The sequence below is a fragment of the Hydrotalea sandarakina genome (assembly GCF_003254115.1).
GTDB lineage: Bacteria > Bacteroidota > Bacteroidia > Chitinophagales > Chitinophagaceae > Hydrotalea > Hydrotalea sandarakina.
The window spans coordinates 65,187-79,217 of sequence record NZ_QKZV01000009.1 but is presented as its reverse complement, the minus strand read 5'-3'; the positions used below and the strand labels follow the sequence as shown (position 1 = coordinate 79,217).

Below are 14,031 nucleotides of genomic sequence, written 5' to 3'. Positions count from 1 at the left end.
AGTTGTTCAGGGCAACCAAAAACAAAAATTAATCATATGGATAGCGTAACAAACCAATCGCAGCAAGGTGGTGGTACTAATAATTACATAAAAACCGATGCTGAATGGAAAAAAATTCTTTCGCCTGAACTGTATTATATTGCTCGCCAAAAAGGAACGGAGCGGCCTTTTACAAGTAAGTTTGAAAACTTTCATGAAGTGGGCACTTATTATTGTGCTGTTTGCGGTAACCCCTTATTTAGAAGTGATACTAAATTTGACAGTGGTTGCGGGTGGCCTAGTTTTTATGAGCCAATCAGTAAAACATCGGTGATTTATTTACCCGATAACAGTTATGGCATGAAACGAACTGAAGTGGAATGTGGGCGTTGTAAGTCGCATTTAGGACATGTTTTTGAAGATGGTCCGCCGCCCACCGGTTTGCGCTACTGCATTAATGGTGTTGTACTTGATTTTAAAAAAGCACAAGAGGCAGAAAAAAAATACAATGCCAATCATTGATTGAACGGAAAATTAGTATGAAGGCTCCCATTATCGGAGCCTTTTTTTATGGCTAACCGGGGCTAAAACCTTAATTTTACTAACAATTGTAAGTTTTTATCAATAAAACAATAGTAATGACAAGAGTGAGTAAACTGGCTGAAAGCCTTATTGGAAGCGAAATAGTTAAGTTGGGAAATGCCATTAGCCAAAGAATTAAGCAAGGCGAAAAAATATACAATTTTACTATAGGCGATTTTGATTCTTCTGTATTTCCTATTCCGATTGAATTGGAACAACTGATTATAGAAAGTTATCAACAAAAATATACCAACTACCCGCCTGCCGATGGTATAGTTTCTTTAAGGAAAGCGGTTGCTGCTTTTATTGCTAAGTATGAGGGGTTAAACTATAATGATAACGAAATACAAATTGCATCGGGAGGACGCCCTTTAATTTATGCTTTGTTTCAAACATTGGTTGATGCAGGTGATAAGGTAATTTATGGTGTGCCATCATGGAATAATAATCATTATGTGCATTTAACCGGCGGCCAGCATTGTACAATTTATTGTACTCCTGAAAATAATTTTATGCCTACGGCCGAGGATATTGCTAAACACATAAAGGGGGCTACGTTACTTTGTTTGTGTACACCTCAAAACCCCACAGGTACAACATTATCAAAGGAAGAACTTGAAAAAATATGTGATTTGGTAATAGCTGAGAATAACAGCAGACCTGATGATGCAAAAAAATTATATGTAATGTTCGATCAAATGTATTGGACACTTACTTATGGTTCCATACATCATCATAACCCCGTTACATTAAGACCTGAAATGCGAAACTATACCATATTTATTGATGGTATTTCAAAAGCATTTGCCGCTACAGGTGTTAGAGTTGGTTGGGCATTTGGTCCTGCTGCCATCATAGCTAAAATGAAAGCTATTTTAAGTCACTTGGGTGCATGGGCACCCATGGCTGAGCAACAAGCTGTTGCCAAGTACTTACTTCAACATGAAGCTATTGAAAAATATTTGCGCCAATACAAGCAAGCCCTGGCATTAAGGTTAAACCGAATATATGAAGGTGTAAAATCTCTGCAACGCAAGGGGTATGCCGTTGATGCAATTGCGCCACAGGCTGCCATTTATTTAACGGTTCAAATAAATTTAGTTGGCAAAAAAACACCTAACGGTGAAGTGTTAAATAATCAGGAAGCAGTTACTCATTACATTTTGTCGGAGGCTAAAATTGCCATTGTTCCTTTTTATGCATTTGGAGCCGATGTAAATAGTAATTGGTATAGATTAAGTGTAGGAACTTGTCGTGAAGCTGATATTGAACCAATGCTTTCCGGGTTAGAAAAAGCTTTGGCTTCTCTTCAATAAATGAAAAATTTAAAACCAATTAAAAGGCTGCAATCAATGCAGCCTTTTTAAAATGTATTATGTTAGGAAAATATAATTAAGTTGCAGAAATGAATGAAGCGAAACTAGTTTTTATTGCAAATAAATACAAAAGGTTTGTGCAAACGATCTTTAATAGCTTGTTGCATTAAATGTTGCGAACGAATAATTTTCGATCGGTTAAGATCAATTAATTCGTTGGCTATACAATAATTTCTAAAATTTTCGGCACGATGTAACAATAGGTTTAACTGTGCAACTTCATTGGCAAAGTCATCGGGGCCAATAAATTCACTTTTAGAAAGTACTAAAAGATCTCTACTACCGTTTTTCATATTTATTTCATTCGTTTGGGGGGTTAAAAGAAATATTTATACGGGTTTATAAACCGGACACATACAGTGCTTTTTATAATTTGATTTTCCTAAAATTCCACACGATGCTAAAGCCATCATCATAAGTATTAACAGAACAAGTTGTATTTTGTTGCGCTGTTGAAACATAAGTTAACATCTAGGTGTGAAAAAATAAAAATACGGTATAAATTGGGAAAAAAAAACAGCCTTAACAATTATTCGGTGAAAATTTATGGAAAAAATGTGCTGGTAACCCCCCTCGATTGGGGGTTGGGGCATGCAACCCGTTGTATTCCGATTATTAAAGCATTGATAATCAATGGATATGATGTAACTGTGGCAGCTTCAGGAAAATCAATACAATTATTAAAAACCGAATTTCCTGAAATTACAATAGTGCCTATTCCCGGTTATTCCGTACAATACGCTAAAAGTGGTTTTGCACTTCCCTTTAAATTAATGTTGCAAGTGCCTAAAATATTAAGGGCTATTCGACATGAAAACCAAATACTTAAAAAACTGGTAAAACAATACCAAATTCATTGGGTAATTAGTGATAACCGTTTTGGAATGTATCATCCACAAATACATTGTACATTCATCACGCATCAGTTAACCATTATGGCGCCATACAATTGGATGCGCTCTTTGTTACAGCGTATTAATTACAATTATATTCAAAGGTTTAATGAATGTTGGGTGCCCGATATGGGTTTGAATGGTGGCATTGCGGGTATCTTATCACATCCAAATCAATTTCCTAAAGTGCCTGTTAGTTATTTGGGTTTGTTATGCAGGTTTAATTTGGCAGTACCACAGCAACCGAAATATCAATATGATTATTGTTTTTTATTATCAGGGCCCGAACCGCAACGCAGTTTGTTGCAGAAAATGATAATTGAGCAAACAGAAAACATTCATGCACAAATTATTATTTTATTAGGGCAGCCCGAAATGTCAAGTACATTAATTCGTTCAAAGCACCACATTTTAAACCATGCATCACAAAATGACTTGCAACAGATTATACAATCAAGTCGTTTTGTAATTGCACGAAGTGGTTACACTTCGGTAATGGAATTACTATGTCTTCAAAAAAAATGTTTATTTATTCCAACACCCGGACAAACAGAACAAGTGTATTTGGCTGAGAGATTACATGCATTAAAAATGGGTTTAATGGTGCCACAACACTCCCTTAATTTAAGCAAACATTTGCCCATGTTAGAGCAATATGATTTTGCTGCCATTCAACCCGAAGTCTTTACCCCGCAAAAATTAATTGACCTGTTGCCTAATTAATGGAATAAGCAATACCCATACCGTTATATTTGCAATATGTTTGTGAACAACAAATGGAAAGCGCACGTTGCGGTAATTATTACCAATTTATTATTTGGTGTAAATTATGCGGCTGTTAAACACATAACGCCACAATATATTTTACCTTTTGGATTGAATTTTGCAAGGGTAGTTACTGCATTGCTATTGTTTTGGTTGTTGTACATTATTAAACCTGTTGGAAATGCCGGTATTCAAAGCAAGCATGTGCCTTTGTTTATGTTATGCGGACTGACCGGGGTAACTATTAATCAGTTGTTTTTTATAAAAGGTTTATCACTAACTTCTTCTATTCATGCTTCTTTATTAGCACTGGCAACACCTATCTTTATTACATTCATTGCTGCCTGGATTTTGCAAGAACGGTTAACGCTTGTTAAAATTTTAGGATTGATTTTAGGGGTTGGTGGCGCAGCCATGCTGATAGTGTTAAAACAAAATACACCTAACAAGCAAGATAGTTTGTTAGGTGATATGTATATTCTCATCAATGCAATTTCGTATGCTTTTTATATGGTTTGGGTAAGACCATTAATGCAAAATTATTCACCATTGCATGTAATGCGCTGGGTATTTACGTTTGGTGCAATTTTTTTAATACCCTTTTGTTGGAACGATTTTTTTAAAACCAATTGGCAATTGTTTGGTGCTTTTGAATGGTTAATGCTGGCATTGATTTGTGTAGGAGCAACTTTTGTGGCCTACTTGTTTAATGTGTATGGCATTTCGAAAATAGGTGCATCGGCTACCGGCAGTTATATATATACGCAACCTGTATTTGCCGCTATTATTGCTGTATGGCTTTTGGGTGAACAATTTACCTTAGTAAAATTGTTTGCCGGAATTTGCATTTTTGCCGGCGTGTTTTTGGTGAATGTTAAAAAAAATATATTTAATTTTTTTGGGGGGCGTAAAAAAACAAAAATTGCTTAGTTGCCGTTCCAAATTGCTGCCAACTTTCCGTATTCACTTGAATGCCTACCATACCACATGTTGGTAACGGTACAATGTCATTTCTATAGTTCGAGCATTTGTATGCAAACTCTGATATACCGTTATTGTGTGAAAAAAGCGCAATGGATTGTATGCTGTCATCTAACCCTTCTACTACTTCAAAAAATGTAGATACATCTGCATTATACAACTCCGGTGCTTCAATGATGGATTGATTTAACAACATTCCATTGTGTTGATATGCCTTTAAAAAATGCTTTGCAGTACTTAAAGCCCTTACTGCATTACTGGATATTATAGCATCGAGCTTAATATTTTCATGCAATAATTTTTGCGCCATTTCATCCGCTTCGTTGTGCCCTTTTTCTGTTAAGGTTCTTTCAAAATCTGTTGGGGCATCAATGTTGGTTTTTGCATGCCTTACAATGATGAGTTGTTTCATAGTATTGGTATAGTTTAGTATCCTCGAATGTTTTTACCTTCCATGTAATTCATAAATGCCCTGTTACAAACTCTATTGCCACCGGGAGTTGGATAATTACCGGTAAAATACCAGTCGCCGGTATTGGTTGGGCATGAATCATGTAAATCTTCAATGGTTTGAAAAATAACTTCAACCGAAAGGTTTAATTCAGGCGGTGTAATTAATTGCGCAATTTCAGCTGATATTTCTTCTGTAGTGAAAGGTTTATATACTTGCCTAACTATATTTTCAGTATGCAACTGGTTGTTGCGTTCCATTTCTTTGCAGGTATTAAACAACTCTATTAAATTGCCTTCCATACCTCTTTTTTTGTGTAAAGAAAGCGCTGCTTTAAACGCAATGAAATCGCCCATTTTGCTCATATCAATACCATAGCAATCTGGGTAACGAATTTGCGGTGCTGAAGAAACAACAATAATTTTTTTAGGCTCCAACCTGGCTAACATTCGGATGATGCTTTCTTTTAAAGTGGTACCTCTAACAATGCTATCATCAATAACAACCAGGGTGTCTTCATTTTTTTTAACGGTGCCATAAGTAATATCGTAAACGTGTTGCACCATTTCATTCCGGTTATTGTCTTCCGTAATAAAAGTGCGCAACTTAACATCTTTAATGGCTATTTTTTCCTGTCGAATTTTACGGTTAATCATTTCTTGCAACTTCTCTTCCGTAATGTCGTTTCCCCAGCTTAAAATGCGTTGAATTTTAATTTGGTTTAAATATTCCTCCATACCTTTTACTAAACCATAAAAGGCCACTTCGGCGGTATTGGGTATGTAAGAAAAAATGGTTTGTTTTAAGTTGTAATCAATAGCTTCTAAAACGGTTTTACTTAAATGATGCCCCAAAGCAATTCTTTCTCTGTAAATTTTTTCATCGCTGCCGCGAGAAAAATAAATACGTTCAAACGAACATGCTCTGCGTTCTTTTGGCGGTAAAATTTGGTGAATTTGAAATGCACCCTCTTCGTTTACAATTAAAGCACAACCGGGCATTAATTCTTTTACTTCATTTTCACCGACATTAAATGTAGTTCGAATGGCTGCTCTTTCACTGGCAGCAACAATAAACTCATCATTGGCAAAATAATAAGCCGGTCTTATGCCATGTGCATCGCGCATTACGAAACTATTGCCATTACCGGTTAAGCCGCCAATGGTGTAGCCGCCATCAAATAAAGGTGTGGCTTTCTGCAGCACATGCACAATAGATGCATTGTTGGGGTTTAGTTCATCTTCTTTTACTAAAAAATGATGCACTACTTCCATCATGGCCGCTAAATCGCTTTGCTTTTGAAATTCGCCGGGCTCAATGTTTAGTAGTTGGTATAATTCATCTGTATTGACCAAATTAAAGTTGCCGGCCAAAGCCAGGTTACGAGCTGGAATTAAATCGCGTTTTATAAACGGATGACAAAATTCAACATTGTTTTTCCCCTGTGTGCCATAGCGTAAATGTCCCAACATTAATTCGCCCAACATAGGCAAATGACCTTTTAATAATTCGGGGTGCTGACTAATGTCTTTCTGGTATTTTTCAAGTTCTTTAACTTCTAAACCAATTTTTTGAAAAATTTCGGCTATTGATTGGGGAACTGCACTGCGCATTCGGTTTAAAAATGCGTAACCATTGGGTACATTTAGTTTAACGGAAGCAATGCCGGAACCATCTTGTCCACGGTTATGTTGCTTTTCCATTAAAAGGTACAACTTGTTAAGGCCATATAATGCCGTACCGTACTTTTCTAAATAATAAGGCAATGGCTTGCGTAAGCGAATAAAAGCCAGGCCACATTCATGTTTTATTTCGTCGCTCATGTAATGCGTATAAAAAGAAGTGGCGAAGTTACAACTCCGCCACTGTATTGAAAGGTTAATTATAGGAAGTTACTTGTTCCGGATGCAAACTTTCTGCTAACCAAAGGAATTCCTTAATGAAAATGTCAATATTTTTCTGGAATGCAGGGTCTAATAGTTCTCCTTCGGCACTAAATTTTTGATCAACAAAAGGAGTTACTAATAAATAGGGTGAAGCAATACCAAATAATGCGGCTACTAAAAGTAATAGTTGCTGTGCACTACGCATACCGCCCAACGCACCTGTTGAGGCCGTTACAATACCAAATGGCTTATGTGTTTGCTTAGGGAAATGATCTAATAAATTTTGCAATGCTGCAGAATAACTGCCATTGTATTCCGGTGTAACCAAAATAAAAGCATCGGCAGCAAACATTCGTTTGGCTAATGGCTTTAAATGTTCCGGTGCGTGTTCTTCACTGGTAAAAACTTGTTGCAATAAACCAATTTCCCAATCCTTAACGTCAATAATTTGTACTTGGTGTGCAGTATGGGTACTTAAATAATTTTTTAAGAAAATAGCTAATCGTTGTGTAACGCTGTTTTTTCTTGGGCTGCCTGCTATAATTTCAATATTCATGCTATTAATATGTTCATTGTACAACACCAAAGGCATAAAATGGTTGCCTAAAGTGTTGTTGAATTTGGGAAAAAGCGGGATGGTTTTTGGTTGAAATGCCTACATCCCGCTTGAAAATACAACTATGCTTGCTTAGTCAATTCAATATTTAAATGAAGTTTTACGTCATCACTTACCACAATACCGCCTGTTTCGGTAGTTGCGCTCCAGGTAAGACCAAAATCTTTACGGTTGATTTTACCTTCAATTTCAAAACCTAATTTAGTTTGTCCCCATGGGTCAATGATTTGTCCGCCATAAGTAACTTTTAATGTAACGGGTTTGGTTACATCTCTAATGGTTAGGTTACCTGTTAAATTGTAAGTTTCTTCATCTAATTTTTGAATAGCAGTGCTTTTAAATGTAAGCTTTGGGAATTTTTCTGCAGCAAAAAAGTCATCACTTTTTAAATGTCCATCTCTTTGATCATTGCCGGTAGTAATGCTATTGACCAACGCTTCGAAATTAATAGATGCATCAGTAAAATCAGCTTTTTCTGCTGTCATTGATCCATCAAATTCTTTAAATTGCCCTGTTACACTGGCAATCATTAAATGTTTTACTTTAAATGTTACTTCGCTGTGTGCAGCATCAATTTTGTAAGTTGCCATTTTTTTGTTTTTTAATGTTGAATGAATATTTGTTTAGTTTAATTTGTTTCTTCAATTAATACGCCCATTTTACCCATTTGGTAATCTCTAAAAGCTTGTAAAATTTCTGTTTGGTTATTCATTACAAATGGTCCGTGTGCGGCAATAGGCTCATTTAAGGGTTCGCCGCTGCCAATAAACAATGCACTATTTTCTAAAGCTTCTATGGTAAACTCGTTGCCTTGTTTTTCCAATAATGCCATGTGCTTTGCTGTAATAGTTGTTTCATTGTTGTACAAAACACGCCCACTTAAAACGTAAACAAGTGATTGGTGTGTAACCGGAATTTGGAAAGTATATTTTCCACCCGCTTTCATATTGACCATAAAAGTATTTACAGGGGTAAATGTTGGAATTATTCCTTTTGTACCATCCAATTCACCGGCAGGCACTAAAATCTCTACCAATCCGTCTTCCGTTGTAATAGTTGGCGTATCGGCCTTTGTAGCCGGATAATAATGTGGTTGGTCCATTTTATGTGCAGCCGGCGTATTTACCCAAACTTGCAGTAATTCCTGTACACCTCCATGTTCAAAAATGTCGGCGGGAACGCGTTCGCTGTGAATAATGCCCATTCCGGCATGAATCCATTGTGTTCCACCTTCATAAACAATATGGTTATTGCCTCTGCTATCTTGATGATGAATACCACCTTTATAAATAAAGCTGATGGCTGAAAATCCGCGGTGGGGATGAGGGCCTACACCTTGTATATGTATGGGAATATTGGGATCGGCTTTAGCTATGCCATGGTGAAAAACCAAGAATGGATCGTAAAAGCCTTTCTCATAAGGTAATAATTCCTGTACATCAATACTTCCCACTTTAGTGGGCGAACCTGCAATGATGGTTTGTATTTTTTTTAATGACATTTTTTTCGTTTTATTCAGTTATCATGGGCACTTCCATTAATAAAATGTGCGATCCGGCTTCAATGTGAATGGGTATTTCAGAAGCTTCTGTAATGCCCATGGCATCACGGTTATTTAAAGTAGTGTTATTGATTGTTGCGCTTCCTTCAATCACAAAAACATAAACCCCATTACCCGGTTGGTGAAGTTGATAATTTATGTTAGTGGCAGCATCAAATTTACCCAAACTAAACCATGCATCCTGATTAATCCACAAAGCTTTGTCGTTATCGGGAGCAACAACAGTTGCTAATTGATTTTTTAAACTATCACTATTCAACGTTATTTGCTGGTAGCGAGGCGTAATATTTAATTCTTTCGGTAAAACCCATATTTGCAAGAACTTTACCTGCCTGTTGTGGTTAGCATTGGTTTCACTGTGTACAATACCGCTGCCTGCACTCATAATTTGTACATCGTTTTCTTTTATTATGGCATCGCGTCCGGTATTGTCTTTGTGGTGCAAATCACCTGAAAGCGGAATGGAAATAATTTCCATGTTGCGGTGTGGGTGTGCAGAAAACCCCATGCCGGGTGCAACTGTATCATCATTCAATACCCTTAATGCACCAAAGTGCATTCTTTCGGGGTTGTAATAATCAGCAAAGCTAAATGTATGGCGGCTATACAACCAACCATGTTGGGCTATGCCTCTTGAATTTGCTGTATGTATGATTGTTTTCATAAAATTACTGTTTATAATGTTAGGTGTATATACATGTATTTGGTTAAAAAAATTATTTTTCTTTTAGTCGTATTTTCTCAAGCAATGCATTGAGTTGCTGGGCTTCTTCGTTGCTGAGTATAATTTCGGCTTCGTGATATGCATCCATAGCTTGCCTGCTTCTTTCCAATAAATCAATACCCAGGGGAGTTAAATGAATAACAGTTTCCCTTTTGTCAATTTGTGACTGGTTGCGTTCTACCAATTTTTTCAGTTCCAGGCGGTCAACAATTCTGGGTACGTTTGAATTTCTTTCAATCATTCTTCCTGCTATATCGCGAACGCACATGGATTCCGGATGTTTGCCCTTTAAAATTCTTAAAACATTAAATTGTTCGTGGGTAATTCCGTATTGTTTTAAAATAGTTGCACCTTGGGTTTTAAGCCACCAGGCGGTATATAAAATGTTTAATGTTGCCTTGTGCACTTCACTCTTAAAATTTTCACTTTTTATGGCTTGTTCTAATTTCACAACACAAATGTATGTATATACATGTAATTTTCCAAATTTTTTTTAAAGTTTAATAAAACTTGTGCCGGAAAAGGCTGTTACGACAAAAGGAAAAAAAGCTTTCTGTTTATACTATTTTGTACAAACAGAAAAAAGCAGTTACCTTTGTGGCTGAAATTGAATTGCATTTCACAAAAAATAAGCAGAATGAAAGAAGAAATTGATGTGCTGGAGCAAGCCATAGGTTCTGAATACAAGTATGGATTTGTTACAAACATTGAAACGGAAACAGTTCCCAAAGGATTAAATGAAGACATTATAAGGCTTATTTCGCAAAAGAAAAATGAGCCTGAATGGATGTTGAATTGGCGCCTGAAAGCCTATGCTCATTGGTTAAAAATGGAAGCGCCTGATTGGGCCAATATTAAATATCCGCCTATTAATTTTCAGGATATTATTTACTATGCCGCTCCCAAAAAAAAGAAGGCATTAAATAGCTTGGATGAAGTTGATCCGGAACTTTTGAAAACCTTTGAAAAGTTGGGTATTTCTATTGCCGAGCAAAAACGTTTGACAGGTGTAGCGGTTGATGTGGTGATGGATAGTGTTTCTGTAGCTACTTCATTTAAGCAACAGCTTGCCGAGGTGGGTATTATTTTCTGCTCTATGAGTGAGGCTATTCAAAATCATCCAGATTTGGTACAAAAGTACTTGGGTTCTGTTGTGCCCATGACTGATAATTACTTTTCTGCTTTAAATAGTGCAGTTTTTTCTGATGGTTCATTTTGTTACATTCCCAAGGGGGTACGTTGCCCAATGGAACTATCTACCTATTTCCGTATTAATGCTGAAAATACCGGACAATTTGAGCGTACTTTAATTGTTGCGGAAGAAGGCGCCTATGTAAGTTATTTGGAAGGTTGTACTGCACCCAAACGTGATGAAAATCAATTACACGCAGCAGTAGTAGAATTGGTGGCACATAAGGATGCAGAAATCAAATATTCAACAGTGCAAAACTGGTACCCCGGCGATGCCAATGGCGAAGGAGGTATTTATAATTTCGTTACCAAAAGGGGTATTTGTTTAGGCGAACGTTCAAAAATTTCTTGGTCGCAAGTAGAAACCGGTTCTGCTATTACCTGGAAATACCCCAGTGTAATTTTAAAAGGCGATTACTCTGTCGGAGAATTTTATTCAGTAGCACTTACCAATCATTTACAGCAAGCCGATACCGGTACCAAAATGATTCATATTGGAAAAAATACCCGCAGCCGAATTGTATCGAAAGGGATTTCTGCAGGAAAAAGCCAAAATAGTTATCGTGGATTGGTAAAAGTGGCCAAAAATGCTATCAATGCTCGTAACTTTTCGCAATGCGACTCCTTGTTGTTGGGCGATAAATGTGGTGCACACACTTTCCCATATATAGAGGCTTCTCATCCTTCTGCAATTATTGAACATGAAGCTACTACATCTAAAATCGGTGAAGATCAATTGTTTTATTGCCGCCAACGTGGTATTGACACGGAAGCTGCTGTTGCATTAATTGTTACCGGTTTTGCCAAAGAGGTAATGAACCAGTTGCCCATGGAATTTGCTGTGGAAGCACAAAAACTTTTAGCTATTAGTTTGGAAGGAAGTGTAGGTTAAATTAAATTTTTCATTAATTATATTTTATTAATATGTTATCTATTCACAACATTCATGCTGCTATTGAAGGAAAAGAGATTTTAAAGGGAATTAATTTGGAAGTTAAAGCCGGTGAAGTACACGCTATTATGGGTCCCAATGGTTCCGGAAAAAGTACTTTGGCATCAGTTTTAGCCGGTAGGGAAGAATATGAAGTAACGGATGGTTCTATTACTTTTTTGGGAAAAAATATGTTAGAACTATCGCCCGAAGATAGAGCCCGCGAAGGTTTGTTTTTGGCTTTTCAATACCCTGTTGAAATTCCCGGTGTAAGCACTACCAATTTTATTAAAACAGCAGTGAATGAAAAAAGAAAATACCATGGTTTAGAACCTTTGGATGCTGTTGCTTTTTTGAAATTGATGAAAGAGAAAATGCAGTTGGTTGAAATAGATAAAGCCTTACTTACCCGTTCAGTGAATGAAGGTTTTTCGGGTGGTGAAAAAAAGAAAAATGAAATTTTTCAAATGGCCATGCTCGAACCTAAATTAACTATATTAGATGAAACCGATTCGGGTTTGGATATTGATGCTTTACGTATTGTTGCCAGCGGCGTTAATAAATTACGTAGCAGCGAAAATGCCATTATTGTTATTACCCACTACCAGCGTTTGTTGGATTATTTACAGCCTGACTTTGTACACGTATTGTATAATGGACGCATTGTGAAATCGGGTACCAAAGATTTGGCACTTACTTTAGAAGACCAAGGATACGATTACATAAAAGAAGCATTCGGTGCTACCGCTCAATAACATTGATTTTAAATTTTTAAAAGAATATGGCAATTTCAGAATCGGCATATATACAGGAAAAGTTTAGTGCATTGCAAACGCAGCAAGCAGATGCTGTACTAAACGAAATTCGTTTAAAGGCATTTGAAAATTTTCAGGTAAATGGTATTCCTTCTTATAAAAATGAAGAATGGCGTTATACACCTGTTAGCCAGTTGTTCAAAAAGCCCTTCGAATTAAGTGAAAATACTGTTTCGATTGAACAGCAATTTTTGCAACAGACACGTTTGCCTAATAGTAACGAAGCTAATGAGTTGATATTTGTAAATGGTGTTTATGATGCTTCACTTTCAAACATTCGTTCAAAAGAGTTGGTGGTGCTGCCTTTGGAAAAAGCACTGTCTGATTCCACATATGCCGAGTTGGTAAAAGCACATTTAGGTAAAAGCAGTTTGTATATTAAAGATGGTGTACATGCTTTAAATACCAGCTTTATTAACGGTGGTGTGTTTGTGTATGTTCCTAAAAATGCACAAATAGATTTACCGTTTTATGTTTATCATTTGTGTAACACACAAAAAAATCCGGTTTTAGCGCAACCGCGTAGTTTGGTATATATTTCAGAGTCTGCTTCATTAAAAATTGTTGAACATTATGCTACCATAGGAAATACCGATAGTTTTATTAATGAAGTAATGGAAGTAGTAGTAGCTGAAAATGCACAATTTGAATATTACAAGTTGCAAGCAGATGTTGCAAACGCCAATCAGGTGAATACCACACATATTCGTCAAATTGGTAAAAGCTTTGTACACACGGTAGTAGCTACATTAACCGGTGGTATGTTGCGAAATAATACCAATATAATAATGGAAAAAGCCGGTAATGAAGCCCACATGTATGGTTTGTATTTGTTAAATGGAAGTACACATGCCGACAATCATACCTTGGTAGATAACCGTGAGCCCAACTGTTTTAGTAACGAATTGTATAAAGGAATTTTAGACGGAAGTAGCACCGGTGTATTTAGCGGTAAAATTTATGTAAGACCTCAAGCGCAGAAAACCAATGCTTACCAAAGCAATAAAAATATTTTACTGAGTGATAATGCTTCTGTAAACACTAAGCCACAATTAGAAATTTTTGCCGATGATGTAAAATGCTCACACGGATGTACAGTGGGAAGGTTAGATGAAGAAGCTTTATTTTATTTGCGTTCACGTGGAATTGATGCAGCACAGGCGAAAGCCATGTTGTTGTTAGCATTTGCCAATGATGTAATTGATAAAATAAATATAGAATCGTTACGTGAGCACATTGAAGATATTATTGTAAACAGGCTGGCTGTGCAAACCAGTTAA

The 14,031-nt window shown here is 36.6% G+C and carries 15 protein-coding genes; 7 read left to right on the top strand and 8 right to left on the bottom strand.

All coding sequences use genetic code 11. The features are described 5' to 3' along the window. The first annotated feature begins 36 nt into the window (after window positions 1–36). On the top strand, window positions 37–501 hold the full coding sequence (msrB, locus tag LX80_RS12415) for a peptide-methionine (R)-S-oxide reductase MsrB (protein ID WP_245898061.1): 465 nt from the start codon (window positions 37–39) through the stop codon (window positions 499–501). A gap of 116 nt (window positions 502–617) precedes the next feature. Next, entirely contained in the window at window positions 618–1,877 is a 1,260-nt protein-coding gene (locus LX80_RS12410; RefSeq protein ID WP_111296925.1) for a pyridoxal phosphate-dependent aminotransferase, read from the top strand. A 104-nt stretch (window positions 1,878–1,981) separates the two neighbouring features. On the opposite strand, the gene LX80_RS12405 is transcribed toward LX80_RS12410, so the two are convergent. Further along, window positions 1,982–2,230, bottom strand: coding sequence for a hypothetical protein (locus LX80_RS12405; RefSeq protein ID WP_111296923.1), 249 nt, complete (start codon window positions 2,228–2,230; stop codon window positions 1,982–1,984). A 264-nt stretch (window positions 2,231–2,494) separates the two neighbouring features. Here LX80_RS12405 and LX80_RS12400 point away from each other — a divergent pair, with 264 nt between their 5' ends. Continuing rightward, on the top strand, window positions 2,495–3,553 hold the full coding sequence (locus LX80_RS12400; RefSeq protein ID WP_170120457.1) for a glycosyltransferase family protein: 1,059 nt from the start codon (window positions 2,495–2,497) through the stop codon (window positions 3,551–3,553). A gap of 36 nt (window positions 3,554–3,589) precedes the next feature. Continuing rightward, window positions 3,590–4,525, top strand: a complete 936-nt coding sequence (locus LX80_RS12395; RefSeq protein WP_111296919.1) for a DMT family transporter — start codon at window positions 3,590–3,592, stop codon at window positions 4,523–4,525. On the opposite strand, the gene LX80_RS12390 is transcribed toward LX80_RS12395, so the two are convergent. The 7 genes from LX80_RS12390 to LX80_RS12360 all read right to left on the bottom strand — a co-directional run bounded on the left by LX80_RS12390 (window position 4,485) and on the right by LX80_RS12360 (window position 10,265). Beyond that, the gene (locus LX80_RS12390; protein ID WP_111296917.1) at window positions 4,485–4,988 is read right to left on the bottom strand and encodes a SixA phosphatase family protein; all 504 of its coding nucleotides are present in this window, start codon (window positions 4,986–4,988) and stop codon (window positions 4,485–4,487) included. The two genes, LX80_RS12395 and LX80_RS12390, sit on opposite strands and share 41 nt — an antisense overlap. Window positions 4,989–5,002: 14 nt before the next feature. Beyond that, on the bottom strand, window positions 5,003–6,850 hold the full coding sequence (locus LX80_RS12385; protein ID WP_111296915.1) for an amidophosphoribosyltransferase: 1,848 nt from the start codon (window positions 6,848–6,850) through the stop codon (window positions 5,003–5,005). Window positions 6,851–6,905: 55 nt separating this feature from the next. Next, window positions 6,906–7,469 carry an NADPH-dependent FMN reductase gene (locus LX80_RS12380; RefSeq protein WP_111297009.1) on the bottom strand — a complete coding sequence of 188 codons (564 nt, stop codon included), beginning with the start codon at window positions 7,467–7,469 and terminating at the stop codon, window positions 6,906–6,908. Window positions 7,470–7,591: 122 nt separating this feature from the next. Next, window positions 7,592–8,119, bottom strand: coding sequence for a YceI family protein (locus LX80_RS12375; RefSeq protein ID WP_111296913.1), 528 nt, complete (start codon window positions 8,117–8,119; stop codon window positions 7,592–7,594). Window positions 8,120–8,157: 38 nt separating this feature from the next. Continuing rightward, complete coding sequence (locus LX80_RS12370; protein WP_111296912.1) at window positions 8,158–9,030, bottom strand: pirin family protein; 873 nt, start codon at window positions 9,028–9,030, stop codon at window positions 8,158–8,160. A gap of 10 nt (window positions 9,031–9,040) precedes the next feature. Next, on the bottom strand, window positions 9,041–9,754 hold the full coding sequence (locus tag LX80_RS12365; protein ID WP_111296910.1) for a pirin family protein: 714 nt from the start codon (window positions 9,752–9,754) through the stop codon (window positions 9,041–9,043). Between the two features lie 52 nt (window positions 9,755–9,806). Beyond that, a complete protein-coding gene (locus LX80_RS12360; RefSeq protein WP_170120456.1) occupies window positions 9,807–10,265 on the bottom strand; it encodes a MarR family winged helix-turn-helix transcriptional regulator in 459 nt (152 codons plus the stop codon). Between the two features lie 186 nt (window positions 10,266–10,451). Between LX80_RS12360 and sufB the strand changes: the two genes are divergently transcribed. The 3 genes from sufB to sufD are packed head-to-tail and all read left to right on the top strand — an operon-like array spanning window position 10,452 to window position 14,031. Further along, a complete protein-coding gene (gene sufB, locus LX80_RS12355; RefSeq protein WP_111296906.1) occupies window positions 10,452–11,897 on the top strand; it encodes a Fe-S cluster assembly protein SufB in 1,446 nt (481 codons plus the stop codon). A 32-nt stretch (window positions 11,898–11,929) separates the two neighbouring features. After that, window positions 11,930–12,691 carry a Fe-S cluster assembly ATPase SufC gene (gene sufC, locus LX80_RS12350; protein ID WP_111296904.1) on the top strand — a complete coding sequence of 254 codons (762 nt, stop codon included), beginning with the start codon at window positions 11,930–11,932 and terminating at the stop codon, window positions 12,689–12,691. Window positions 12,692–12,717: 26 nt separating this feature from the next. Beyond that, complete coding sequence (gene sufD / locus LX80_RS12345; protein WP_111296902.1) at window positions 12,718–14,031, top strand: Fe-S cluster assembly protein SufD; 1,314 nt, start codon at window positions 12,718–12,720, stop codon at window positions 14,029–14,031.

Coding starts and splice junctions, on each gene's coding strand:
- msrB (WP_245898061.1), top strand. CDS start 37: ATGGATAGCGTAACAAACCAATCGCAGCAAGGTGGTGGTACTAATAAT.
- LX80_RS12410 (WP_111296925.1), top strand. CDS start 618: ATGACAAGAGTGAGTAAACTGGCTGAAAGCCTTATTGGAAGCGAAATA.
- LX80_RS12405 (WP_111296923.1), bottom strand. CDS start 2,230: ATGAAAAACGGTAGTAGAGATCTTTTAGTACTTTCTAAAAGTGAATTT.
- LX80_RS12395 (WP_111296919.1), top strand. CDS start 3,590: ATGTTTGTGAACAACAAATGGAAAGCGCACGTTGCGGTAATTATTACC.
- LX80_RS12390 (WP_111296917.1), bottom strand. CDS start 4,988: ATGAAACAACTCATCATTGTAAGGCATGCAAAAACCAACATTGATGCC.
- LX80_RS12385 (WP_111296915.1), bottom strand. CDS start 6,850: ATGAGCGACGAAATAAAACATGAATGTGGCCTGGCTTTTATTCGCTTA.
- LX80_RS12380 (WP_111297009.1), bottom strand. CDS start 7,469: ATGAATATTGAAATTATAGCAGGCAGCCCAAGAAAAAACAGCGTTACA.
- LX80_RS12375 (WP_111296913.1), bottom strand. CDS start 8,119: ATGGCAACTTACAAAATTGATGCTGCACACAGCGAAGTAACATTTAAA.
- LX80_RS12370 (WP_111296912.1), bottom strand. CDS start 9,030: ATGTCATTAAAAAAAATACAAACCATCATTGCAGGTTCGCCCACTAAA.
- LX80_RS12365 (WP_111296910.1), bottom strand. CDS start 9,754: ATGAAAACAATCATACATACAGCAAATTCAAGAGGCATAGCCCAACAT.
- sufB (WP_111296906.1), top strand. CDS start 10,452: ATGAAAGAAGAAATTGATGTGCTGGAGCAAGCCATAGGTTCTGAATAC.
- sufC (WP_111296904.1), top strand. CDS start 11,930: ATGTTATCTATTCACAACATTCATGCTGCTATTGAAGGAAAAGAGATT.
- sufD (WP_111296902.1), top strand. CDS start 12,718: ATGGCAATTTCAGAATCGGCATATATACAGGAAAAGTTTAGTGCATTG.